Origin of the sequence: Pseudomonas sessilinigenes, from assembly GCF_003850565.1 — a bacterium.
In the GTDB taxonomy this organism is placed as follows: Bacteria; Pseudomonadota; Gammaproteobacteria; order Pseudomonadales; family Pseudomonadaceae; genus Aquipseudomonas; species Aquipseudomonas sessilinigenes.
In genome coordinates this window covers 1,444,508-1,467,617 of the sequence record NZ_CP027706.1, presented here as the reverse complement: position 1 = coordinate 1,467,617, position 23,110 = coordinate 1,444,508, and the positions used below count along the sequence as shown (strand labels likewise).

20 protein-coding genes are annotated in these 23,110 nt (G+C 62.7%); 8 read left to right on the top strand and 12 right to left on the bottom strand.

The genetic code is table 11. From position 1 onward, the window contains the following. Positions 1 to 5: 5 nt before the first annotated feature. From C4K39_RS06770 to pcaR, 7 genes are all read right to left on the bottom strand, one after another. A complete protein-coding gene (locus C4K39_RS06770) occupies positions 6 to 1,370 on the bottom strand; it encodes a 3-carboxy-cis,cis-muconate cycloisomerase (RefSeq protein WP_068582000.1) in 1,365 nt (454 codons plus the stop codon). 48 nt (positions 1,371 to 1,418) lie between these two features. Beyond that, entirely contained in the window at positions 1,419 to 2,714 is a 1,296-nt protein-coding gene (locus tag C4K39_RS06765) for an MFS family transporter (protein ID WP_124345930.1), read from the bottom strand. 114 nt (positions 2,715 to 2,828) lie between these two features. Beyond that, on the bottom strand, positions 2,829 to 4,034 hold the full coding sequence (pcaF, locus tag C4K39_RS06760; RefSeq protein WP_178083982.1) for a 3-oxoadipyl-CoA thiolase: 1,206 nt from the start codon (positions 4,032 to 4,034) through the stop codon (positions 2,829 to 2,831). Further along, positions 4,031 to 4,810 (bottom strand): CoA-transferase subunit beta, encoded by a 780-nt coding sequence (locus tag C4K39_RS06755; protein ID WP_068581991.1) that lies wholly within the window; start codon positions 4,808 to 4,810, stop codon positions 4,031 to 4,033. Before C4K39_RS06755 ends, pcaF begins: the two co-directional genes overlap by 4 nt. Continuing rightward, the gene (locus C4K39_RS06750) at positions 4,807 to 5,667 is read right to left on the bottom strand and encodes a CoA transferase subunit A (protein ID WP_068581988.1); all 861 of its coding nucleotides are present in this window, start codon (positions 5,665 to 5,667) and stop codon (positions 4,807 to 4,809) included. Before C4K39_RS06750 ends, C4K39_RS06755 begins: the two co-directional genes overlap by 4 nt. Before the next feature lie 268 nt (positions 5,668 to 5,935). Then, positions 5,936 to 7,282 (bottom strand): 4-hydroxybenzoate transporter PcaK, encoded by a 1,347-nt coding sequence (gene pcaK, locus C4K39_RS06745; protein ID WP_124345928.1) that lies wholly within the window; start codon positions 7,280 to 7,282, stop codon positions 5,936 to 5,938. Between the two features lie 114 nt (positions 7,283 to 7,396). Next, on the bottom strand, positions 7,397 to 8,239 hold the full coding sequence (gene pcaR / locus C4K39_RS06740) for a pca regulon transcriptional regulator PcaR (protein WP_068581983.1): 843 nt from the start codon (positions 8,237 to 8,239) through the stop codon (positions 7,397 to 7,399). A 656-nt stretch (positions 8,240 to 8,895) separates the two neighbouring features. Here pcaR and C4K39_RS06735 point away from each other — a divergent pair. Then, positions 8,896 to 9,096, top strand: a complete 201-nt coding sequence (locus C4K39_RS06735) for a hypothetical protein (protein ID WP_068581982.1) — start codon at positions 8,896 to 8,898, stop codon at positions 9,094 to 9,096. A gap of 375 nt (positions 9,097 to 9,471) precedes the next feature. Beyond that, on the top strand, positions 9,472 to 10,947 hold the full coding sequence (locus tag C4K39_RS06730) for an inorganic phosphate transporter (RefSeq protein WP_053135489.1): 1,476 nt from the start codon (positions 9,472 to 9,474) through the stop codon (positions 10,945 to 10,947). A 148-nt stretch (positions 10,948 to 11,095) separates the two neighbouring features. Here C4K39_RS06730 and ccoM read toward each other — a convergent pair whose 3' ends face one another. Together ccoM and C4K39_RS31480 are read right to left on the bottom strand one after the other, a co-directional pair. Continuing rightward, positions 11,096 to 11,212 carry a cytochrome c oxidase subunit CcoM gene (gene ccoM, locus C4K39_RS31950; protein WP_007959205.1) on the bottom strand — a complete coding sequence of 39 codons (117 nt, stop codon included), beginning with the start codon at positions 11,210 to 11,212 and terminating at the stop codon, positions 11,096 to 11,098. Positions 11,213 to 11,356: 144 nt separating this feature from the next. Continuing rightward, entirely contained in the window at positions 11,357 to 11,518 is a 162-nt protein-coding gene (locus C4K39_RS31480; protein ID WP_164487266.1) for a hypothetical protein, read from the bottom strand. A gap of 164 nt (positions 11,519 to 11,682) precedes the next feature. Between C4K39_RS31480 and gcvA the strand changes: the two genes are divergently transcribed. The 3 genes from gcvA to C4K39_RS06715 all read left to right on the top strand — a co-directional run bounded on the left by gcvA (position 11,683) and on the right by C4K39_RS06715 (position 14,338). Further along, complete coding sequence (gcvA, locus tag C4K39_RS06725; protein WP_437179367.1) at positions 11,683 to 12,573, top strand: transcriptional regulator GcvA; 891 nt, start codon at positions 11,683 to 11,685, stop codon at positions 12,571 to 12,573. Between the two features lie 65 nt (positions 12,574 to 12,638). Further along, complete coding sequence (locus C4K39_RS06720) at positions 12,639 to 13,109, top strand: RidA family protein (RefSeq protein WP_124345927.1); 471 nt, start codon at positions 12,639 to 12,641, stop codon at positions 13,107 to 13,109. Continuing rightward, positions 13,106 to 14,338 (top strand): aminotransferase class V-fold PLP-dependent enzyme, encoded by a 1,233-nt coding sequence (locus C4K39_RS06715; protein ID WP_068581974.1) that lies wholly within the window; start codon positions 13,106 to 13,108, stop codon positions 14,336 to 14,338. Before C4K39_RS06720 ends, C4K39_RS06715 begins: the two co-directional genes overlap by 4 nt. Here C4K39_RS06715 and C4K39_RS06710 read toward each other — a convergent pair. Continuing rightward, on the bottom strand, positions 14,308 to 14,649 hold the full coding sequence (locus C4K39_RS06710; protein WP_068581972.1) for an aspartate-semialdehyde dehydrogenase: 342 nt from the start codon (positions 14,647 to 14,649) through the stop codon (positions 14,308 to 14,310). The genes C4K39_RS06715 and C4K39_RS06710 overlap by 31 nt on opposite strands. Positions 14,650 to 14,867: 218 nt before the next feature. On the opposite strand from C4K39_RS06710, the gene rapA reads away from it, so the two are divergent. Continuing rightward, entirely contained in the window at positions 14,868 to 17,717 is a 2,850-nt protein-coding gene (gene rapA, locus C4K39_RS06705) for an RNA polymerase-associated protein RapA (RefSeq protein ID WP_068581971.1), read from the top strand. A 69-nt stretch (positions 17,718 to 17,786) separates the two neighbouring features. Here rapA and C4K39_RS06700 read toward each other — a convergent pair whose 3' ends face one another. Beyond that, positions 17,787 to 19,133, bottom strand: coding sequence for a spinster family MFS transporter (locus C4K39_RS06700; RefSeq protein WP_124345926.1), 1,347 nt, complete (start codon positions 19,131 to 19,133; stop codon positions 17,787 to 17,789). Between the two features lie 313 nt (positions 19,134 to 19,446). Between C4K39_RS06700 and C4K39_RS06695 the strand changes: the two genes are divergently transcribed. Further along, entirely contained in the window at positions 19,447 to 19,815 is a 369-nt protein-coding gene (locus C4K39_RS06695; protein ID WP_068581968.1) for a YkgJ family cysteine cluster protein, read from the top strand. Between the two features lie 142 nt (positions 19,816 to 19,957). Continuing rightward, a complete protein-coding gene (locus C4K39_RS06690) occupies positions 19,958 to 22,234 on the top strand; it encodes a putative bifunctional diguanylate cyclase/phosphodiesterase (RefSeq protein WP_124345925.1) in 2,277 nt (758 codons plus the stop codon). Here the strand turns inward: C4K39_RS06690 and C4K39_RS06685 are convergent. Then, positions 22,128 to 23,021, bottom strand: coding sequence for an NAD(P)-dependent oxidoreductase (locus C4K39_RS06685; protein WP_124345924.1), 894 nt, complete (start codon positions 23,019 to 23,021; stop codon positions 22,128 to 22,130). The two genes, C4K39_RS06690 and C4K39_RS06685, sit on opposite strands and share 107 nt — an antisense overlap. Positions 23,022 to 23,110 lie beyond the last annotated feature (89 nt).

Sequence of the window (23,110 nt, the reverse complement as noted above, 5' to 3'; positions counted from 1 at the left end):
CTCCTTCAGGCCTTAAAGGCAAAATGTTCAGCCACGGCGCACTCGATCCAGGCTTGCGCCTGGCCCAGGTAATGCGCCGGGTCCAAGAGGCGATCCAGTTCCGCCGCCGACAGTTCGGCGGCGACCTTTTCATCGTCGCCCAATACCGCACGCAGATGGCGCTGTTCGGCCACCGCACGCCTGCAACACTGCTCCAGCAGATGATGGGCGGCCTCCCGCCCCAGCCGTTGGGCCAGGGCGATACTCACTGCCTCGGCCAATACCAATCCCTGGGTCAGCTCCAGATTGCGAGCCATGCGTTGTCCATCCACCTCCAGGCCTTCCACCAACAACAGGCCCTGGCGCAAGGCGCCAGAAACCAGGCAGCAGATCTCTGGAAGGGTTTCCCATTCCGCATGCCATAACCCCAGGCTGCGCTCATGCTCCTGGGGCATGACACTGAACAGGGTCGCCAGTAACCCGGGAATCCGGGTCGCTGCGCTGATCAGCACGGCCGAGCCCACCGGATTGCGCTTATGGGGCATGGTGGATGAACCGCCCTTGCCCGCCGCCGCAGGCTCGAATACTTCCGCAGTTTCGGTCTGCATCAACAGGCTGACGTCCCGCCCCAACTTGCCCAGGCTACCGGCCAGCAAGCCCAGCACCGAGGCGAACTCCACCAGGCGGTCGCGCTGGGTGTGCCAGGGCTGTTCCGGCAGGCGCAGTTGCAACTCCTCGGCCAGGGCCCGGGCCACCGGCAGTGCCTGCTCGCCCAAGGCCGCCAGGGTGCCGGAGGCGCCGCCAAACTGCAGCACCAGAAGGCGCGGCTTGAGTTGTTGCAGGCGCTCGCGACTGCGCGTCAGCGCCCCCAGCCAACCAGCGATCTTCATCCCCAGGGTCACCGGAGTGGCCTGTTGCAACCAGGTCCGGCCTGCCAGAGGGGTCAGGGCATGGCGCTGGGCCTGGGTAGCGAGCACATCGCCCAGGCGCTGCAGGTCCTGCTCCAGCAAGAACAAGGCACTGCGTAATTGCAGGACCAGCCCGCTGTCCATCGCGTCCTGGCTGGTGGCTCCCAGATGCACATAACGCTCGGCCTCGATACTGTGCTGAGCCACCTGCTGGCCCAGGGCCTTGACCAGGGGAATGGCCGGATTGCCGGCCGTGGCGATGGCCTCGCCCAGGGCCTCAAGATCATAAAGGCCGGCTTGGCAGGCAGCCTCGATAGGCCCTAGCGCACTGGCCGGAACCAGCCCAGCCCGCACTCCGGCTCGGGCCAGCCCGGCTTCGAAGTCGAGCATGCCCTGGACCCGCCCCTGGTCGCAGAACACGCCGCGCATTTCCCGGGCAATGAAATAAGCATCGAACAGTTGGTTGCTCGCAGCTGGGGTCATAAACAGTCCTTTGGCAACCTGCTCCCTGTAGCGGTGCAGGTCGGCCAGTCAAAGATCGTGGTGCAGGTACGCGGCTTGCTTGGGCAATCGCAGACTGAACAGGAAGGCGATCGCCATCATCGCCGTAACGTACCAGTAGAAGGTGTTCTCCATGCCCATGTTCTTGAAATTCAGGGCCACCCATTCCGCCGAGCCGCCGAAGATCGCATTGGCCACCGCGTAAGCCAGCCCTACCCCCAGCGCCCGCACCTGTGGCGGAAACATCTCGGCCTTCACCAGACCGCTGATTGAGGTGTAGAAACTGACGATGGCCAGGGCCAGGGTGATCAGAACGAAAGCCAGGAACGGGCTGCTGACGGTCTTCAGGCTCAACAGCAACGGCACCGTGAACAACGTGCCCAAAGCACCGAACCAGAGCATGGAGTTACGCCGGCCGATCCGGTCCGCCAGCATGCCGAACAACGGCTGCATGCACATGTACAGGAACAGCGCGCCAGTCATTACATAGCTGGCCGTCTTGGCCGGCATGCCGGCGGTATTCACCAGGTACTTCTGCATGTAGGTGGTAAAGGTATAGAAAATCAGCGAACCGCCGGCGGTGTACCCCAAAACAGTAATGAACGCCGCCGAATGATGCTTGAACAAGGCGGCAACGCTGCCGGCTTCCTTGTCCTCGCGGGTTTCCCTGCTGCTGGTTTCCTTCAGCGAACGCCGCAACAGCAGCGAGATCAACGCGGCAATGGCGCCGATCACGAACGGAATGCGCCAACCCCAGGCCTTGAGCTCAGCCTCGTCGAGAAATTGCTGGATGATCACCAGGACCAGCACCGCCAGCAATTGCCCACCAATCAGGGTCACGTACTGGAAAGAGGCGAAGAAGCCACGCTGGCCCTTGAGCGCCACTTCACTCATGTAGGTCGCAGTGGTGCCGTACTCGCCCCCCACCGACAACCCCTGGAACAGGCGTGCCATCAGCAGCAGGAACGGCGCCCAGGCACCGATACTGGCGTAGGTGGGCAAAAAGGCGATGACCAGGGAACCGGCGCACATCATCAAGACCGAGATCATCATCGAGTTCTTGCGCCCATGGCGATCGGCGACCCGGCCGAACAACCAGCCACCTATCGGACGCATCAGGAACCCGGCGGCGAATACCCCGGCGGTATTGAGCAACTGCACCGTAGGGTCGTCGGAAGGGAAGAAAGCCGGGGCAAAGTAAATGGCACAGAAGGCGTAGACATAGAAGTCGAACCATTCCACCAGGTTGCCGGACGAAGCGCCGACGATGGCAAAGATCCTTTTGCTGCGTTCCTCTCCGGTGTAGTGACTTGTCGTTGTAGTCATGTCTTTTCACTCATGGGGGACAGTGTGAGTCTAGACACACTTGGCAACATTCCCGTTCCACGCAATCAGTGAACAGCGGCCAGCAGCCGCTGCGGCGGCCACTGGCGCACCGCATCAAACCCGCTCGATGGCCAACGCCAGGCCTTGGCCCACCCCCACGCACATGGTGGCCAGGCCTCGCTTACCGCCGGTCTTCTCCAGCTGATGCAGGGCCGTCAGTACCAGTCGCGCGCCGCTCATGCCCAAGGGATGCCCCAGGGCGATGGCCCCGCCATTGGGATTGACCTGCGGCGCATCGTCGGCCAGCCCCAACTCACGCAATACCGCCAGGCCCTGGCTGGCGAACGCCTCGTTGAGCTCGATCACGTCGAAGGCATCGACTGCCAGGCCCAGGCGCTCGGTGAGCTTGCGTACCGCCGGTACCGGACCGATACCCATGACCCGCGGCGCGACTCCTGCACTGGCCATGCCCAGTACCCTGGCCCTGGGTGTCAGGCCATGCTTGTGCACCGCCTCGGCAGAGGCCAGGATCAGCGCCGCAGCGCCGTCGTTGACTCCAGAAGCATTGCCGGCGGTGACGGTCTTGCCTGGCCCGTTGATCGGCTTGAGCTGCCCCAGCGCCTCCAGGCTGGTATCCGCGCGGGGATGCTCATCCTGTGCCAACAGCGTCTCGCCCTTCTTGTGGACGATCCGCACCGCAACGATTTCCTCGGCGAAGAAGCCAGCGGCCTGAGCGGCAGCGGCGCGTTGCTGGCTGCGCAAGGCGAAGGCGTCCTGGTCTGCCCGGGAGACCCGATAGTCGTCTGCCACGTTGTCGGCGGTCTGTGGCATGGCATCCACGCCGTACTGGGCCTTGAGCAGCGGATTGATGAAACGCCAACCGATGGTGGTGTCCTCCAGCTGCATGCTGCGGGAAAAGGCACTGTCGGCCTTGCCCATGACAAAGGGCGCGCGCGACATGGACTCGACACCGCCGGCGATGGCCAGCTCCATCTCACCGCAGGCAATGGCGCGAAACGCCGTGCCGATGGCGTCCATGCCCGAGGCACAAAGGCGGTTCAGGGTCACCCCCGGTACGCTGTCGGGCAGGCCGGCGAGCAACAGGGCCATGCGCGCCACGTTGCGATTGTCCTCGCCAGCCTGGTTGGCACAACCGAGGAACACTTCATCCAGCGCACTCCAGTCCACTCGTGGATTGCGCTCCATGAGTGCCGTGATGGGCAGCGCCGCCAGGTCATCGGCCCGTACAGTCGACAAACCACCGCCAAAGCGGCCGATGGGGGTGCGAATGGCATCGCAGATGAATACGTCGCGCATCAGGCTTCTCCTGGGGCTTGGCCATGGGCCTGGGCGGTGCGCGCCTCCAGCTCACGCAAGGCCGTCAGCTCGCGAGCGGTGGGAGCGGCGGTCTCGGCGACTTCATCGGCGAAACGAATGGCCCAGCCGGTGGCGGCCGTTACCTGCTCGCGAGTGACCCCAGGGTGCAGGGAGGTGACGATGAACTCGTTGCTATCGGCCTCGGGCTCCATGATGCACAGGTCGGTGATGATCCCCACCGGCCCGGCTCCCGGCAGCCCCAGGCGCTTGCGTGAATCACCGCCCTCGCCGTGGCCGACCGAAGTCACGAAGTCCAGTTTGTCGACGAAGGAACGAGCGGACTGCTTGAGGATGATCAGCACGCTTTTTGCCGAGCCGGCGATCTCCGGAGCACCACCGGCCCCGGGCAGGCGAACCTTGGGTTGGTGGTAGTCACCGACTACCGTGGTGTTGATGTTGCCGAAACGGTCGACCTGGGCTGCACCGAGAAATCCTACGTCGATCCGCCCACCCTGCAGCCAGTAGCGGAAAATCTCACCGGTGGGCACCACGGTATCGGCGGTCTCCGCCAGCTCGCCATCGCCAATGGACAGCGGCAGGACACTGGGCTTGGCACCGATGGGACCAGACTCATAGATCAGCACCACATCGGGCGAGGAAGTCAGGCGCGCCAGGTTGGCGGCCTTGGATGGCAGGCCGATACCGACGAAACACACCGAGCCGTTCTGCAACCGCCGGGCCGCAGCGACAGTCATCATCTCACTCGTGGAGTAGGTCATTGCTTGGCCTCCGGGGCTGCGGCCAGCTTGGCCTGGAATTCACTGAAATCGGCGGTGCCGCGGATGTAGTGGTCGATCCATGCGGTGAACGTCTCGCGATCCCGGGCAATCGGGTCCCAGGCCTGATAGAAACGGTTGTCACGCTCGGAGTAACCATGGGCGTAGGACGGATGAGCACCGCCCGGCACATGGCAGACCGCACTCAAGGCCCAGGTCGGCAGCACACAGGCGTTCATCGGCGCGGCCAGGTCGTCGACGATTTCCTCGACGGTGACAATGCAGCGCTTGGCCGCCAGGGCTGCTTCCTTCTGTACCCCGAGGATGCCCCACAGCAACACATTGCCCTTGCGGTCGGCCTTCTGGGCATGAATCACCGTGACATCGGGACGAACCGAAGGTACTGCCGCCAGCACCTCGCCAGTAAAGGGGCACGTCACGCTCTTGATCAGCGGATTGACCTTGGGCAGGTCGGAGCCGGCATAGGCGCGAAGCACCGCGAACGGCAAGCCCGAAGCACCGGCGACATAGGCGTTGGCCAGGTCGGCATGGCTGTGTTCTTCGATCTCCAATGGCCGCGGCCAGTGTTTCTCCACGGCATCGCGCAGGCGGTGCAGCGACCCCACTCCAGGATTGCCCCCCCAGGAAAACACCAGCTTGCGAGCACAGCCGGCACCGATCAACTGGTCGTAGATCAGGTCCGGGGTCATCCGCACCAGGGTCAGGTCCTGCTTGCCCTGGCGAATGATTTCATGGCCTGCGGCCGTAGGGATCAGGTGGGTGAAGCCTTCAAGCGCGACGGTATCGCCGTCGTGGATGAACTGCTTCACGGCCTCGCGTAGCGAGAGGATTGCAGCCATGGATGGATCTCCCGGTTGGTGTCCAGCGACTGGAAAAAGACGCCGTGGCGCCTGGCAGTGGCTGAAGGTTAAGCCGGGCAAAAACGTCGAACAATCCGATAATCGACTAAGTGTTCGATTATCGAACATATTCTTGCAAAGCTATCGATTGCTCTTTCAGCGCGGGAATTCCGGGTCCTGGACAGGTCTGTCGGCTCTGACAGGCGCTTGCCCTCGCAATGACCCTCCCCGGCGGCCAGGCGCGACCTGCAATCGCCAACGGTGGATTTCAGGTGGCATCAGCCCGGCTGACCAGGCCCTTGATCACGACCGCGGCAGTGGCCAGGACTGCTGGAACCACCAGGGCCGTCAGGACTTGCTCGAAGCTCCACCCCAGGCCCAACAGGGTCGCACCCATCCAGGCTCCGAGGATGGCGCCGAAACGACCGATGCCCAGCATCCACGAGACTCCAGTGGCCCGGCCCTGGGTGGGATAGAAGCGTGCGGCCAGGGATGGCATCGCCGACTGCGCGCCGTTGACGCACATCCCGGCGATCAGCACCAGGGTGGCGAGCAATGTGATATTGCCCAGGCTCTGGCCGATGGCATAAGCCAGGACCCCGGCCAGCAGGTAGCAGGCTCCAATGACCCGGTGCGGATCACAGCGATCCATCGCCCACCCCACCAGCACCGCGCTGAGCACGCCCCCCAACTGGAACAGGGCGCCGATGACGGCTGACTGCTCCATGCTCGCCCCGCTGTCGCGCATCAAGGTGGGCAACCAGCTGGTAAGCAGGTAGACAATCACCAGCCCCATGAAATAAGTCAGCCACAGCAGCAAGGTGCCGATGCCGCTGGTCGCGCCAAAGATCACGGCCAAGACATTGCGCGCCTTGACCGCTTGCAGTTCCGGCACACTGAAACTGCCGGCCTGATGGACCATGGACGGAGCGATCGGTGCCAGGGCCTTGCGCACCTTGTCGGGAGCATGATGGCGAACCACCAGGTAACGCGCCGACTCCGGCAACCACACCATCAGCACCAGGGCCAGGAAGATCGGCAAGATGCCACCCACCAGCAGCAAGCTGTGCCAACCGAAGGTGGGGATCAATGTGGCAGAAATGAATCCGCCACCGGCCATGCCCAGGTTGAAACCGCAAAACATGCCGGTCACCAACAACGACTTGTGGCGTTCGGGGGTGTACTCGGCAAGCAACGTAGTGGCGTTGGGCATTCCCGCTCCCAGCCCCAACCCGGTCAGAAAACGCAGCACCAGCAACTGATCGACGCTAGTGCTATAGGCCGAGGCGAGGCTAAAGATGCCAAATAGCAGCACCGCGCCTACCAAGACCATCTTGCGCCCGAAACGGTCAGCCAGCGGGCCGGAGCCCAGGGCTCCAAATACCATGCCGATCAATGCGGCGCTCATCACTGGGCCAAGGCTGGCGCGCTCGATCCCCCAGTCCAGGGACAGCGCCGGGGCGATAAAGCCCATCGCCGCGGTGTCCAGGCCATCGAGGAAGACAATCAGGAAACACAACAGCACCACGCGCCACTGATACAGCGACAAGGGCTGGTTATTGATAAAGGACTGCACATCCAGGCAGTTTCCTACAACGGATTGCGGCTGGTTCATTGTTATTGTTTCCAGGCTGGAACACAGGTCACCCATCTCGCTGCAGCGACATTAAAGAGCCAGGGGAAACAGCGTCAATTCACCAACGGCATATTCGTGCGTTTATCGAACGACTTAAGCGAACAACTGGGCACTGAGCTCACGACTAGCGCTGAGTAGGCCAGGCAGGAAACGTTGCTCCAGTTCGCCATGGCTGACCCGAGCAGCATGGGTGCTGACATTCAGCGCCGCCAGCACCTGCCCCGAAGCGTCGTACACCGGCACCGCGATAGAACGCAGCCCTTGCTCCAGTTCCTGATCGACAATGCACCAACCCTGCTGGCGAACCTGGTGCAAACACTCGAGCAGGGCCTCTGGGGTATGCAGGGTACGACTGGTCTTGGCTTGCAGATCGGCACGCTCGAGGTACTCACGCAACGATGAGTCATCCAGCGCAGCCAGCAGGATCCGACCCATGGAGGTGCAATAGGCTGGCAACCGCCCGCCCACCGAAAGGTCGACGGAAATCAGCCGCTGGGTGGTGGCCGAACGAGCGATATAAAGGATGTCATCCCCCTCCAGGGTGGCCATGTTGCAAGCTTCGTGCAGTTGCTCGCTCATGCGATCGAGGTAAGGCTGCGCGGACACGGCCAGGGGCGTGGACGACAGATACGCGTGGCCCAGGGTCAGGACCTTGGGCAACAACGAGTAGGTACGCCCGTCGGTAGTGGCATAGCCAAGCTTGATCAGGGTGTGCAGGCAACGCCGCACCGCTGCCCGGGGAATCTCCGTACGGTGGCTGATCTGGGCAATCGTCAGGTGCCGCTTGCGCTCCTGAAACGCCTGTATCACCGCCAGGCCCCGGGCCAGGGAGGTCATGAAGTCCGGGTCACCGGCAAATGCCTGAATCCTCTTCGCCGCGGACGCTACGATCGGCGGCGCCGCCGAGGTGAAGGAGTTGCGCATCTGGTCGTTCATGGCGGGCTCTGTGCGGCGAAATTCTGCCGTATTACAAACTGCATTGGAGATGCAGTACAAGTTCTTGCCAGCGACCCAGGGCGATTATCGAACTATGGGGCGCTCATCGTAGCCTATGGATTCGGGCACGGTATCCCTGCTTCATGGGCCCGCATCGCTGCCAGTGGAAGCTCTATGCGCTGCAATGCCATTTTTGTAACCCGTAACCGGTAGATTCACTTCATTTGGACTTGTACAAACCGACACTAGGCGCTCCTTTTTTGAGCAACCATTACACTTCTATGTAACAAAACTCTCATAATAAAGTTGGCTATTTTAAGCTTCTCAGTCATAGAGTTATTCTTTAGCAAAGCTATACTAGTCGAGTGTGGAGTGCAGAATCAGTTCTGCGATATCTCGCCCAGGTGACCTCAAGCTTTAGTTGGTCGCCGAATGCAAGCGCTTGACCCTAAACTAGATTCGGTTCATTCGCCTGCAACAAACAACACTGTTGCTACGACAGTTGTCTTCATCCGGTGGCGTAGCCGCATACAACAAGAAGGTACGAGCGAAAGAGCCAGGAGCAAGGAGCTCTAGTGGGCGATGCCCAAGCTCTTTACAGCCGTACCCAGCCATGCGTTACACCGGGATGGACCTTTACTCAATTAGGTAACACTGTGACGAAAGACGAACTGCGCGCGGAACTTGAGCGCCAGGAACAACGTTACAAGGAAGTTTACGGTGGCGAAGTCACCCTTTATGCCGCCCAACCAGAGCCTGAACGTAAACCTTGGCGCAAACGTGCAAGCATCGCCGACCAAGCCTTCAGCCAAGAACTGCAAAAGATGGAAAAAGAGCTCAAGACCGAACAACCGTGACGTTATCGGCCTGACACGCCTGGGGCTTGCTCCTGGTCCGATCGATGATCTCGACGGCCAGGCCAGTCATCGACGCTCAACACCCCGAGCCGCTCTCTGTCTAGCTCCATCCTGGCGAGAGACAGCACCCGACAAGCCCTTTCCCTGAAATTTCATACAAACGTTTTAACCTCGAGAAAACCTGGCTCCGACTTGCGTTCAACCCGCCCTCCCCCAGTGAAATCAGTGGGTTGCGGCCTCTGTTGTGGATCGGAAAAAACTCTGCCCTGGGTCAGCTTTTTCGTTGAAGAATGTTACCGGTGAGCACCTTGTGCATTGATTAGCAGGGTTTTCTGGCATAATCGCGCCCCCTTATGACCGGGTCAGAAAACCTTCATGATCGATTTATTCAGCGGACTGGATGCTTGGGTGCTTGTGAGCCTCTTGCTCGCCCTGGCTTTTGTCCTCGCCTACGAGTTCATCAACGGCTTTCATGACACCGCAAATGCGGTTGCCACTGTTATCTACACCAAAGCCATGCCGCCGCACCTGGCCGTATTCTTTTCCGGTGTATTCAATTTCCTCGGCGTGCTCCTTGGCGGTGTCGGCGTGGCCTATGCCATCGTCCATCTGCTGCCGGTCGAGTTGCTGATCAACGTCAACACCGGCCACGGCCTGGCCATGGTCTTCTCCTTGCTGGCCGCGGCCATCGCCTGGAACCTGGGCACCTGGTACTTCGGCATCCCGGCTTCCAGCTCTCATACCTTGATCGGCTCGATCCTCGGTGTCGGCCTGGCCAATGCCCTGCTCAACGACATCCCCCTGGGCGACGGGGTGAACTGGCAGAAGGCGATCGATATCGGTGCATCCCTGGTGTTCTCGCCCATGGCCGGCTTCATTATTGCAGCGCTGGTATTGATCGGCCTGAAGTGGTGGCGCCCGATCTCGAAGATGCACAAGACCCCGGAGCAACGGCGCAAGGTCGACGACAAGAAGCACCCACCGTTCTGGAACCGCCTGGTACTGGTGATCTCGGCCATGGCCGTAAGCTTCGTCCACGGCTCCAATGATGGCCAGAAAGGCATCGGCCTGATCATGCTGGTGCTGATCGGCATCGTGCCCGCGCAATTCGTGCTGGACCTCAACAGCACCACCTACCAGATCGAGCGTACCCGCGACGCCACCCTGCACCTGAGCCAGTTCTACCAGCGCAACCATGAATCCCTGGGCGAGTTCCTGGCCCTGGGCAAGAGCGTGAAGGACGACCTTCCCGGCAAGTTCCGCTGCAACCCACAGCAGACCGAACCGACCATCAGCGCCCTGCTGAGCAGCCTCAAAGGCGTTTCCGACTACCACTCGCTGTCCCCGGAAGACCGTATCGAAGTGCGTCGCTACCTGCTGTGCCTGGACGACACGGCGAAAAAGGTCGGCAAGCTGCCTGGCCTGGCCGCCCGTGAAAAGGCCGACCTGGACAAGCTGCGCAAGGACCTGACCGCCACCACCGAGTACGCACCATTCTGGGTGATCCTGGCCGTGGCCCTGGCCCTGGGCCTGGGCACCATGATCGGCTGGAAACGCGTGGTGCAGACCATCGGCGAGAAGATCGGCAAGCAAGGCATGACCTATGCACAGGGCATGTCGGCGCAGATCACCGCAGCCGGCCTGATCGGCCTGGCCAACGTGTTCAGCCTGCCCGTCTCCACCACCCACGTGCTCTCCTCCGGCGTGGCCGGGACCATGGTCGCCAACAAGAGCGGCCTGCAGAGCGGCACGGTGAAGACCATCCTGATGGCCTGGGTCCTGACCCTGCCCGCCACCGTAGCCCTGTCGGCCGGCCTGTTCTGGGCCGCTTCCAAGGTCCTGGGCAGCTGACGAGCGAGTCCCGGCCAGAAAAAAGGTGCGCCCCAGGGCGCACCTTTTTTATGCCTGGCATTCAATGCCGGACCACTTTTTCGCGGGCAAAAAAAAGGGCAACCGAAGTTGCCCAAAATGCCTTGCGTGCTCGTTGCTCTGGAGAGACTTAAGGTTTTTTACGCTTGTTTGCGTCTTTCCAGATGAAGAATCCAAAACCTGCGAAGAACAAAACCATGAGGCCGACTGTCAGCACTCCGGCGAACACCACATTGTCGAAAAACATGACCAGCCTCCTGCTCGTGCCTCGTTGCGATGGAGCTAAGTTAACCAAAGAGGCGCAGGGGAAAATTGACCGGCGTCAATGACGCCAAAGACGGGGAACGAGGAAGGGGGAATAACTGACCTATATCAACGGAAAACGCCCTGATCAGCGCTTTTTCGGTTTGTTTTTTGGCTTTTTCTTGGTCTTGCCCAAGGGCATCGCCTGTTCGAAAGCCTGGCGTACTTCATTCAGGCGCTTCTCATTGAGGTCATGTACGCGCTTGGCGCGTTCGGCATTCAGATCGATCAGCTTGGGTTCTTGATTCATGGCTTGCCTGGTATCACAGAGGTTCAATGGCGAATGGGATCAATAATGCGGTTTGACGCGGCCCCTGACCAGCCATCAGACCCGCAACCGGGCTATAAAATCGCTGCCGCCGGGATTTTTTATCCGCACAATGGCCCATTCGGAACCGCCCCAGGAAACGCTTAGTGGACATGCCCAAGCACCTGCCGCCACTGTTGGCGCTACGCGCCTTCGAAGCCGTGGCCCGCCACCTGAGCTTTATCAAGGCCGCCCACGAACTGTGCGTGAGCCAAAGCGCAGTCAGCCATCAAGTCCACAAGCTTGAGGACTACCTGGGTCAATCGCTGTTCGTCCGCCGCACCCGGGCCATCGACCTGACTGCCGTGGGAGCCGCCTATTACCAACAGATCCGTCCAGCCCTGGAGCAAATCGCCCTGGCAACCCAGGAGCTGCTCGCCCCCAGCACCCGGCAGGTCCTGCGCGTGGGCCTGCTGGCCTCCTTTGCCACCTTGTGGCTGGCACCGCGACTGACGGACTTCAGCCGACGCCATCCAGAGATCCAGCTGGAACTGCAGCCGGCCATCGAACTGGCGAACGTCGCCGGCGCCGAAGTCGACCTGGCCATTCGCTACGGCAAGGGCCCCTGGCCGAAGGTCCATGCCACACGTTTTCTCGCCGAGCAGTTGTCTCCCGTCTGCAGCCCTGAACTCAAGGCCACCACCCTGGCTCAGGCACCGCTGTTGATGTCCCGCTCCCACCAGCCCTTTGAATGGGACGACTGGAGCGCCAGGTACGGCGTCAACCTCGCCCCGCACCCGCAGGTGATGCTGCACGACTACAACATCGTGGTGGAAGCTGCGGTAGCCGGCCAGGGCATCGCCATGGGGCGCCGCCAACTGATCCAGCGCCACCTGGCCCAGGGCAGCCTGGTAGATGCGTTCGACCTGCCCGCCCTGGAAAGCCAGATCGGCTACTGGCTGGTCAGCGCCGAAGATCGGCTGAATCCGGCGGCGCAGTGTTTCGCCCAATGGTTATCGGGACAGGCACCCATGAGAAATATAGATACGTCGGATTAGATCTATCCGTTTGTCGCTCCTGGAGCGAAGGCCGAAGCTGCCAGCCTTCCACTCGAGGACCGACCATGCACGACTCACTCAAGCAGCGCATACGACAACTGGGCCTGGAACTGCCTGAACCCAGCCAGCCCGCCGCCAACTACGTCAACCAGGTGCGCAGCCAGAACCTGCTGTTCATTTCCGGGCAGATTCCCCTGCAACAGGGCCGCCCGGCCCTGCTCGGGCGGCTTGGCGAAAGCCTCTCGCCGGAACAGGGCGCCGAGGCTGCCGAGCTGGCCGCACTGGGCTTGCTGGCCCAACTGGGGGCGGCCCTGGACGATGACTTGGCACAACTGCAACGCATCGACCGGCTGGGCGTCTTCATTGCCGCCAGCGGCGACTTCCAGGACCACAGCACCGTGGCCAATGGCGCCTCCAACCTGCTGGTCAACGCCCTCGGGGAGAAAGGGCGGCATGCCCGTACCGCCGTTGGAGTGGCCAGCTTGCCGGCCGGTGTTGCCGTAGAAGTGGACGCGATCTTCGAGCTCAGGCCATGAACAATCTGGACCCGGGGCACCTCGCTCGTTTGCGCCAGGCGACCCCTGGCTGCGCCCGGGTCTGCCACTTCAACCACGCCGGAGCGTCGCTACCCAGCCAGGGCACCCTGGATGCCATGCTTGGGCAACTGCAACACGAGGCCCATGCAGGGCCGATGGAGGCCGCAACGGCTACAGACTGGTCGGAACAAGCCCGCCAGGCCGCAGCCCGCCTGCTCAATACTTCAACTACCGCCATCGCCTTGACCAGCAGTGGCTCGGCTGCCTGGGGCATGGCCTTCAGCGCCCTGCCCCGCTGGCAACCCGGCGATCGAATCCTCGTGGGACGACATGAATGGGGCGGCAACCTGGCCTGCATGGCCAGTGCCGTGGCGGCCGGCGCCCAACTGGAGGTGATTCCCTGCGACAGCCATGGCGCGGTATCGGTGTCGGCATTGGAGTCCATGCTCGATGCCCGAGTCCGGCTGATCGCCCTCACCTGGCTTCCGGCCAATGGCGGCCTGATCAATCCGGCGGCTGCCATTGGCCAGGTGGCGCGCCGCTGGCGCATTCCCTACTTCATCGATGCCGGGCAGGCCCTGGGGCAGATACCCTGCGATGTCCAGGCCCTGGGCTGCGACGTGCTCAAGGGCGCTGGACGCAAGTACCTGCGCGGCCCACGGGGCACTGCACTGCTCTATATCAGGCCTGGCTTCCTCGAACGCTTGCAACCCCAGCCCCGGGATGTGCTGTCGGCCCCCTGGAATGGGCAAGGCTTCAGCCTGCGTGGCGATGCCAGGCGCTTTGAAACCAGCGAGATGTCACAAGTACTGCTGGCCGGACTGGCCAATGCCCTGCAGGAACTCAACGCGATCGGCATCGCGGCCATCCACCAGCGCATCCGAGACCTCAGCGACCGGCTGCGCCCGGCCCTGGACCGCATCCCCGGCCTGCAACGCCAGGACCTGGGCACACCCGGGCAGCAATCGGGGTTGATCGCCTTCACGCTGGCAGGTTGGGACAGTTTTGCCCTCAAGGCACAGCTGGCGCGCCAGGGCATCAATATCGGAGCCAACGGCGTGGCCTACACCCCGCTGGACATGCAGGCCCGCGGCCTGACCAGCATTGCGCGGATCGCCCTGAGCCACTTGACCGGCGAGGAAGAAATCGAGCGCCTGCTGCAAGCGCTTCGGGAACGGGCCGCTTGCGGCCCCGGGAGTCAGACCTCGACGTCGACCCACAACCCCTGACGCGGGGCATCTTCGATCAATGGCACCACCGGCACCGTGTTGTCGGCATTCAATTCGTCGCCGGGCACCGCCAGATGCTGCTCCGGATCCTCGTGCTCTTCACGCTGGCGACGTTGCCGCTCCTGCTGGCGTTGCTGCTCCTCGCGCAAAAGCAGGGCCGACTGCTCGGCATCGCGCTTTTGCAGGTCGATCGTGCTTTCGTTGGAGCTCTCCTGCACCGGCACCACAGGCGGGATATCCGGTCGCTGGCGGATCGGATCCTGCTGGGAGGTGACGGGCACGGCGCTCAAGGGGAGCATCGGTGGCAACATGTTATTGGTCTCCTGTCGGCAGGCTGTCGGCCGCGGCATGGGCGACTTGAGCCATCGGTCGCAAAAGTGTGACCCAGTCGTCAGCCAATAGTGCCCTGCGCCCCGACGAATACGCCGCTTACGCTACTTTTTCTCCAAGGGTTTTAATCAGAGTTCTTTGGACTGCAAGCTACGTTCCGTTAAGATAGTCGGCTTTTTCAAAGCGGGAGTCAGGCAGCATGGCGCAGCAGTATCAACCGGGGCAACGCTGGATCAGTGACAGCGAAGCCGAGCTAGGTCTAGGCACCGTTCTGGCACAGGACGGCCGCTTGCTGACCGTGCTCTATCCGGCCACTGGCGACACTCGCCAGTATGCGCTACGGAATGCGCCCCTCACTCGCGTGAGGTTCTCGCCGGGTGACAGCATCACCCACTTCGAAGGCTGGAAAATGACCGTCCAGGAAGTCGAGGACGTCGACGGCCTGCTGGTCTACCACGGCCTCAATGGGCAGAACGAACCGGTCACCCTGCCGGAAACCCAGCTGTCGAACTTCATCCAGTTCCGCCTGGCCAGCGATCGCCTGTTCGCCGGGCAGATCGACCCGCTGGCCTGGTTCTCGCTGCGCTACCACACCCTGGAACACACCAGCCGCCAGCTGCAATCGCCACTCTGGGGCCTGGGCGGCGTGCGTGCCCAACCCATTGCCCACCAGTTGCATATCGCCCGTGAAGTCGCCGACCGTATCGCGCCACGGGTCCTGCTGGCGGACGAAGTGGGCCTGGGCAAGACCATCGAGGCCGGCCTGGTGATCCATCGCCAGCTGCTGTCGGGCCGTGCCAGCCGGGTGCTGATCCTGGTTCCGGAGAACCTGCAGCACCAGTGGCTGGTGGAAATGCGCCGGCGCTTCAACCTGCAGGTCGCACTGTTCGACGAAGAACGCTTCATCGAAAGCGATGCCAGCAACCCGTTCGAAGACACCCAGTTGGCCCTGGTGGCGCTGGAATGGCTGGTGGACGACGAAAAGGCCCAGGACGCGCTGTTCGCCGCCGGCTGGGACCTGATGGTGGTGGACGAAGCCCACCACCTGGTCTGGCACGAAGAACAAGCCAGCCCGGAATACGCCCTGGTCGAGCAACTGGCCGAGACCATCCCTGGGGTGCTGCTGCTGACTGCGACCCCGGAACAACTGGGCCAGGATAGCCACTTCGCCCGCCTACGCCTGCTGGACCCGAACCGTTTCCACGATCTGGCGGCTTTCCGCGCCGAGAGCGAGAACTATCGGCCGGTGGCCGAGGCCGTGCAAGAACTGCTGGACCAGGGCCGCCTGTCTCCCGAAGCGCACAAGACCATCCAGGGCTTCCTCGGCAACGAAGGTGAAGCCCTGCTGGCCGCCGTCAATGATGGCGACAGCGAAGCCAGCGCACGCCTGGTACGCGAACTGCTGGACCGCCACGGCACCGGCCGCGTGCTGTTCCGTAATACCCGCGCCGCGGTCCAGGGCTTCCCGGAGCGCAAGCTGCACGCCTATCCGCTGCCGTGCCCGGACGAATACCTGGAACTGCCCCTGGGCGAACACGCCGAGCTGTACCCGGAAGTCAGCTTCCAGGCCCAGCCCGATGCCGGCGACGACGAACAGCGCTGGTGGAAGTTCGACCCTCGGGTCGAGTGGCTGATCGACCAACTGAAGATGCTCAAGCGCACCAAGGTCCTGGTGATCTGCGCCCACGCCGAGACCGCCATGGACCTGGAGGACGCGCTGCGCGTACGGTCCGGCATCCCGGCCACGGTCTTCCACGAAGGCATGAACATCCTCGAGCGCGACCGCGCCGCCGCCTACTTCGCCGACGAAGAGTTCGGCGCCCAGGTGCTGATCTGTTCGGAAATCGGCAGTGAAGGCCGCAACTTCCAGTTCGCCCATCACCTGGTGATGTTCGACCTGCCCTCGCACCCGGACCTGCTGGAACAGCGGATCGGCCGCCTGGACCGGATCGGCCAGAAGCACGTGATCGAGCTGCATGTGCCGTACCTGGAGACCAGCCCGCAAGAGCGCCTGTTCCAGTGGTACCACGAGGCGCTGAACGCCTTCCTCAATACCTGCCCGACCGGCAATGCCCTGCAGCACCAGTTCGGCCCACGCCTGCTGCCATTGCTGGAAAACGCCGACGACGGCCAGTGGCAAGCCCTGATCGACGAAGCCCGTGGTGAACGCGAGAGCCTGGAATCGGAGCTGCACGCAGGTCGCGACCGCCTGCTGGAGCTGAACTCCGGTGGTGCCGGCGAAGGCGAGTCCCTGGTGGAAGCGATCCTCGAGCAGGACGACCAGTTCGCCCTGCCGATCTACATGGAGACCCTGTTCGACGCGTTCGGCATCGACAGCGAGGACCATTCGGAAAACGCCCTGATCCTCAAGCCCAGCGAGAAGATGCTCGACGCCAGCTTCCCCCTGGGCGACGACGAAGGCGTGACCATCACCTACGACCGCGGCCAGGCCCTGTCCCGCGAGGACATGCAGTTCATCACCTGGGAACACCCGATGGTGCAGGGCGGCATGGACCTGGTGCTGTCCGGGTCCATGGGCAACACCGCCGTGGCGCTGATCAAGAACAAGGCGCTCAAGCCCGGTACCGTGCTGCTGGAATTGCTCTACGTCAGCGAAGTAGTGGCTCCGCGCTCGCTGCAACTGGGCCGCTACCTGCCGCCGGCCGCCCTGCGCTGCCTGCTGGACGCCAATGGCAACGACCTGTCGCCACGGGTGGCCTTCGAAACCCTGAACGACCAATTGGAAAGCGTGCCCAAGGCCAGCGCCAACAAGTTCATCCAGGCCCAGCGCGACCAGCTGGCGCCGAAAATCAACGCCGGCGAGGCCAAGGTCGCCCCCCGTCACGCCGAGCGCGTGGCCGAGGCCCAGCGTCGCCTGGCCGCCGATACCGATGAAGAACTGGCGCGCCTGACCGCGTTGCAGGCGGTCAACCCTACCGTCCGCGACAGTGAACTGGTCGCCTTGCGCAAGCAGCGCGAGCAAGGCCTGGCCATGCTCGAAAAAGCCGCCCTGCGCCTGGAAGCGATCCGGGTCCTGGTGGCCGGCTGACCACCGGTTGCGCCGCCATGAAAAAGGCCCGCTCATGCGGGCCTTTTTTATCGTCGTCCGTAGGAGCGATCAGGCGGTCGCTGGCGCTCCAACCGGTTCGCCCGGCGCCAGCCCCTCGCGCATGCGCTGGGCATCACGCACGAAGCTGCGTGAAGCCATGAGCAGGAACACCAAGGTCAACAGCAGCGCCACCGGGATCAGGTACATGGCGTCGTGCAGGCCGATGGCCTTGAACGCTTCGGTCATCTGCCCCGCCTCGGCGGCATACATCGCCGAATGGGCGAAGTGATCGGACAGCGCCCCCACCACCACCGGCCCCAGGCCGCCCCCCAGCAGGTACAGACCGGCGAAGAACAGCGCCATGGCGGTGGCCCGCAAACGGGGCTCCACCACATCCTGGATCGCGGTGTAGACGCAGGTATAGAAGTTGTAGGCAAACAACCAACCGATACTGAACACCGCCACGAACACGCCAATCTCGATCCTTCCCGCATGCAGGGCCCAGGCCGTGCACAGGGTAGAAATCAGCAGGCTGGCGGCGGCGAACAACAACCGGCCGTTGGCGACGCGCTGGTGAATCTTGTCGGCCCCCCATCCCCCCAGGGTCAGGCCGACCAGGCCGGTTACCCCGACGATCAGCCCCGTAGCCACCGCCGCCTCCTGCAAGGGCATCAGGAAGTAGCGCTGCAGCATCGGCACCAGGAACGAGTTGCAGGCATAGGTAGCGAAGTTGAAGGTCAGGCCCGCCAAGGTCAGCCAGAGAAAGGTCGGGATCGCCAGTACCCGGCGGATCGGCCGCTCGATTCGCTCCTGGGACACCTTGGTCGCTTCCGCTGCCCCACGCTTGGGCTCCTTGATGAAGAACATGAACACCGCCAGCAGCAGGCCCGGTACTGCGGCGATGAAGAACGGCGCGCGCCAGCTATCGAATGCCTTGACCATGGCGCCGATGGTGAAGAAGGCCAGCAACAGGCCCAGGGGCAGGCCAAGCATGAAGATGCCCATGGCCCGGGCCCGACGGTGGGCCGGGAACAAATCGCCGATCAGCGAGTTGGCCGCCGGAGCGTAGCTGGCCTCACCGATGCCGACGCCCATGCGCACCAGCAGGAAGCTCCAGAAGCTGCCGACCATGCCATTGACCGCAGTCAGCCCACTCCAGACCGCCAGCCCCCACCCCATCAGTTTGCTGCGCGAGCCGGTATCGGCCATCCGCCCCAGGGGCAGGCCGGCGATGGCGTAGACGATGGTGAAGGCGGTGCCGATGATCCCCAGCTGGAAATCGCTCAAGTGCCATTCCATGCGGATCGGTTCGATGATGATCGCGGGGATGGTGCGATCGAAGAAATTGAACAGGTTGGCCAGGAACAACAGGAACAGGATGCGCCAGGCATTTGCCGCTTGAGTCGAGTTATCCATGGGTCGACCTCTTTTATTGTTATTGGACCAGGCACGAGCCTGGACACTGCAATCTAGTCAGCCGCGCCGCGCCTGTCTGTGATCATTCGCCAGCCTGATACCCGGGCATCCCGCCAGGCTCTCGCAGAGGCGCCTGCGCCAGGCTCTCGAACGTCGCCACAGCCCCCGCATCCCGGGGCTTTGCTAGTCTTTTCAAGGGCTTGGCAGAGGTCAAAAAAATACCTTGCGCCCCCCCTTCCCAAGGCCGATGCGAAGCCTAGAATAGCCGCCTTGCCTGCCCCCTCATCCACACCTTCCTCCGTTGAATACGCCTATGTCCGAAGCCAGTCCGTGTCTGAATTGCGGTGCCTGCTGTTCATACTTTCGTGTGTCTTTTTTCTGGGGCGAATGCGCCTCCTCGGGCGGAACGGTCCCCGACGAACTGGTCCAGAGCATCAGCCCCAGCCGGGTGGCGATGCTGGGCACCGACTGCAAGTCGCCACGCTGCATCGCCCTTGAAGGGGAGGTCGGCAAAGGCGTGAGCTGCTCGATATACGCCCAGCGCGCCAGTCCGTGCCGGGAATTCGAGGCCTCCTGGGTCGACGGCCAGCACAACGGCGATTGCGATGCAGCCCGCGCCGCCTTCGGCCTCGCCCCGCTGGAACCGGCAAACGACGAGCCCTGGTACGAGGAAAGCGCTTAGCACTATTGGCGATAGGTTCAATAAGCAAATCATTAGAACCAAAGTGCCACCGCCCATTGCAGCCACCGGGTGCCTTCTATACTCCAAGCACTTATTGGCGCACGAGTCCGCCAATGCCAGATGACTCAATAATGGGCACGCTATGGATTGGCTGGGTTTGCATTTCATTACCGAGCTTCCGGACAGCGGGCAGGTGGTTCTCCATTGCAGCCACAATCCGGTGCTGGTACTCCTGGCTTACCTGGTGGCCTGCGCCGCCAGCTTCGCCACGCTCGACATGGCCGAGCGCGTCAGCCATGTCGAACACGCCACCAGCCAACGCCTGTGGCGCTGGGTCGGCGCCTGCTGCCTGGCTGGCGGTATCTGGGCCATGCACTTCATCGCCATGCTGGCATTCGAGGCCCCCTTCGAGATCAGCTACGACCTGCCCCTGACCCTGTTGTCACTGTTCATCGCCCTGGTCGCGGCCTGGATGGCGATGGATACCCTGAGCCACGCCCAGTTGCCGCTATGGCGCTATGCGCTGGCCTCGTTGTGGATCGGCCTGGGCATCAGCGCCATGCACTACGTGGGCATGGCGGCCATCCGCTCGGTCGCCAGCCAGTACTACGAACCTTCGCTCATGGTGTTGTCGCTGCTGGTGGCTATCGCCTGCAGCCTCGCCGCCCTGCTGCTTTCACGCTATTTGCGTGACGGCAGTGGAATGTTCCATCAATTGCTCAAGTACGCCAGCAGCCTGGTACTGGGTGGCGCCATCGTACTCATGCACTTCACCGGCATGTGGTCCATGACCCTCGTCCTGCCAGCCGGCAACCCGCCCGGCCCGATAGTGCCCAACGGCCACCTGCAACTGGGGCTGACCCTGTGCGTGATCATTCTGCTGATCATTGGCAGCGGTATCAGCGCAGCCCTTGCGGACAAGAAGCTGCAGCACAAGGAACGCGACCTGCGCCGGGTCAATACCCTGCTCTCGCAACTGGACCAGGCCCGGGTGTCGCTGCAACACGTGGCCCACTACGACGCCCTGACCAACCTGATCAACCGACGCGGATTCAACCAGCTGTTCGCTGAAAAACTCATGGAAAAGTCCACCTTCGGCGGCATGCTGGCGGTGATGTTCCTCGATATCGACCACTTCAAGCGTATCAACGACAGTCTCGGCCACGATGCTGGGGACGAACTGCTCAAGGTGATTGCCGGGCATATCAAGAACTCCACCCGCAATCACGAGGACGTGGTAGCGCGCCTGGGGGGCGATGAGTTCTGCATCCTCATCAACCTGTATGACCGCGAAGAGGCACGGAACATGGCCCATCGCATCATGCAAAAGATGAAGGAGCCGATCGAGCTGGGCGGCCGGCGCATGGTGATGACCACCAGCATCGGCATCAGTATCTTTCCCGACGACGGCAAGACGTGCGAGGAACTGCTGAAGAACGCCGACCTGGCCCTTTACCAATCCAAGGATGCAGGTCGCAACAACCTGCACTTCTTCAGTTCCAGCCTCAAGACCAGGGCCACCCTGGAGCTGCAACTGGAGGAGGAACTGCGTAACGCCCTGCGTGACAACCAGGGGCTGCAGCTGTACTACCAGCCGATCTACGATCTCAAGGGCGCCAGGGTCACCAAGCTCGAAGCCCTGGTGCGCTGGCAACATCCGCAGCACGGCCTGCTGAGCCCGGATCGCTTCATCAGCATCGCCGAGGCCAACGGCATGATCGCCGAGCTGGATAACTGGGTGCTGCGCAAGGCCTGCCAGGACCTGGCCTACCTCTCGCGCCACGGCCGTGGCGAGTTGAAGATCGCAGTCAATTGCTCGGCCCTGAACCTGACTCGCGAGGAACTGGCAGGAGAAATCGAAAGCGCCCTGCACAACGCCCAGGTAGCGCCGCAACGCCTGGAGCTGGAGGTCACGGAGAACGCCTTGATGGGCAACATCTCCAGCACCCTGGCATTGCTCAAGCAGATTCGCGGCCTGGGCGTGTCGTTGTCGATCGACGACTTCGGCACCGGCTATTCATCCCTGGCCTACCTCAAGCGCCTGCCACTCAATACCTTGAAGATCGACCGCTCGTTCATCCAGGACATTCCCAAGTCGACCCAGGACATGGAAATCGTCCAGGCGATCATCGTCATGGCCCATACCCTGCATTTGCAGGTGGTCACCGAAGGGGTCGAGACCCTGGAGCAGCAACAGTTCCTCGAGCACTACGGCTGCGACTACCTGCAGGGCTACCTGCTCAGTCGCCCGGTCACGCTGCAGGAATTGCATGCCGTGCTGGAGGAGCTCGACCAGCGCCATGCCGGTGGTGTCAACCCGCTGACGGGTCTCGGAATAGCCGAACCAGAGTCGCTGGATCTTTTTCCAGATAGCCTTGCCCACCATGCAAGCGCATCAACTGCGCAGCTAACCCGCTGATCGGCGTCGCGGCGCCCTGCTCCCGGGACAGCTTCACCGCGCCGTCCAGGTCCTTGAGCAGGGTGCGCACATGCCACTTCACGGGTTCGAAACGGCTTTCGGCCATTTGCGGCGCCAGGATCTGCAAAGGCCTGGAGTCGGCGAACCCTCCTGCCAGGGCCTCGGCCAACAAGCGTGCGTCGACCCCGGATCGCTCGGCCAAGGCCACGACCTCAGCAATCACCAGGGCGTTGCAGGCAACGATCATCTGGTTGCAGGCCTTGGTCACCTGACCCGCCCCCACGGCCCCCATGTGTGTCACCCGCTGCCCCATGGCCAGCAGCACCGGACGCACTCGCTCGACGTCTGCCGGCTCGCCACCGACCATGATCGCCAGGCTCCCGGCCTCCGCCCCCTGGGTCCCCCCGGACACCGGAGCGTCGACCCAGCCCATGCCGGTATCGCGGGCCAGCGTGGCGGCCATTTCCCGGGTAGCGGCCGGCTCCAGGCTCGACAGGTCCAGCAACAGTTGGCCAGGTCTGGCGCCCTCGGCGATGCCGGCGGCGCCAAAGACCACCTCGCGTACCACCTCGGTATTGGCCAGGCACAACAGCACCAGGTCGGCCTGCTCGCAGAGCTGCGACGGCGCGGCAACTTGTCGCGCCCCGGCGGCCACCAGCGGTGCGCACTTTCGCGGATCGCGGTTCCACACCGTCAGCGAATAGCCCGCAGCCAGCAGGCGCCGGCACATTGGCAGGCCCATCAGGCCAATTCCGGCAAAACCGAGCGAAGGTAACGCTGACATCATATTGCCCTCATTGGATTAAAGATCATTGAATACTGGCCGATCCATGATGATTCAGGAAAGGATTCCCCCGAGCGTCTTTCAGAAAACCT

Bases quoted from the DNA above. Each gene is read 5' to 3' on its own strand.
- C4K39_RS31480 (WP_164487266.1), bottom strand. From the start codon at position 11,518: ATGAATCAAGAACCCAAGCTGATCGATCTGAATGCCGAACGCGCCAAG.
- pcaR (WP_068581983.1), bottom strand. From the start codon at position 8,239: ATGAACGACCAGATGCGCAACTCCTTCACCTCGGCGGCGCCGCCGATC.
- pcaK (WP_124345928.1), bottom strand. From the start codon at position 7,282: ATGAACCAGCCGCAATCCGTTGTAGGAAACTGCCTGGATGTGCAGTCC.
- C4K39_RS06730 (WP_053135489.1), top strand. From the start codon at position 9,472: ATGATCGATTTATTCAGCGGACTGGATGCTTGGGTGCTTGTGAGCCTC.
- C4K39_RS06715 (WP_068581974.1), top strand. From the start codon at position 13,106: ATGAACAATCTGGACCCGGGGCACCTCGCTCGTTTGCGCCAGGCGACC.
- C4K39_RS06710 (WP_068581972.1), bottom strand. From the start codon at position 14,649: ATGTTGCCACCGATGCTCCCCTTGAGCGCCGTGCCCGTCACCTCCCAG.
- ccoM (WP_007959205.1), bottom strand. From the start codon at position 11,212: ATGTTTTTCGACAATGTGGTGTTCGCCGGAGTGCTGACAGTCGGCCTC.
- C4K39_RS06750 (WP_068581988.1), bottom strand. From the start codon at position 5,667: ATGGCTGCAATCCTCTCGCTACGCGAGGCCGTGAAGCAGTTCATCCAC.
- C4K39_RS06720 (WP_124345927.1), top strand. From the start codon at position 12,639: ATGCACGACTCACTCAAGCAGCGCATACGACAACTGGGCCTGGAACTG.
- C4K39_RS06690 (WP_124345925.1), top strand. From the start codon at position 19,958: ATGGATTGGCTGGGTTTGCATTTCATTACCGAGCTTCCGGACAGCGGG.
- C4K39_RS06685 (WP_124345924.1), bottom strand. From the start codon at position 23,021: ATGATGTCAGCGTTACCTTCGCTCGGTTTTGCCGGAATTGGCCTGATG.
- C4K39_RS06755 (WP_068581991.1), bottom strand. From the start codon at position 4,810: ATGACCTACTCCACGAGTGAGATGATGACTGTCGCTGCGGCCCGGCGG.
- rapA (WP_068581971.1), top strand. From the start codon at position 14,868: ATGGCGCAGCAGTATCAACCGGGGCAACGCTGGATCAGTGACAGCGAA.
- C4K39_RS06765 (WP_124345930.1), bottom strand. From the start codon at position 2,714: ATGACTACAACGACAAGTCACTACACCGGAGAGGAACGCAGCAAAAGG.
- C4K39_RS06695 (WP_068581968.1), top strand. From the start codon at position 19,447: ATGTCCGAAGCCAGTCCGTGTCTGAATTGCGGTGCCTGCTGTTCATAC.
- C4K39_RS06770 (WP_068582000.1), bottom strand. From the start codon at position 1,370: ATGACCCCAGCTGCGAGCAACCAACTGTTCGATGCTTATTTCATTGCC.
- C4K39_RS06700 (WP_124345926.1), bottom strand. From the start codon at position 19,133: ATGGATAACTCGACTCAAGCGGCAAATGCCTGGCGCATCCTGTTCCTG.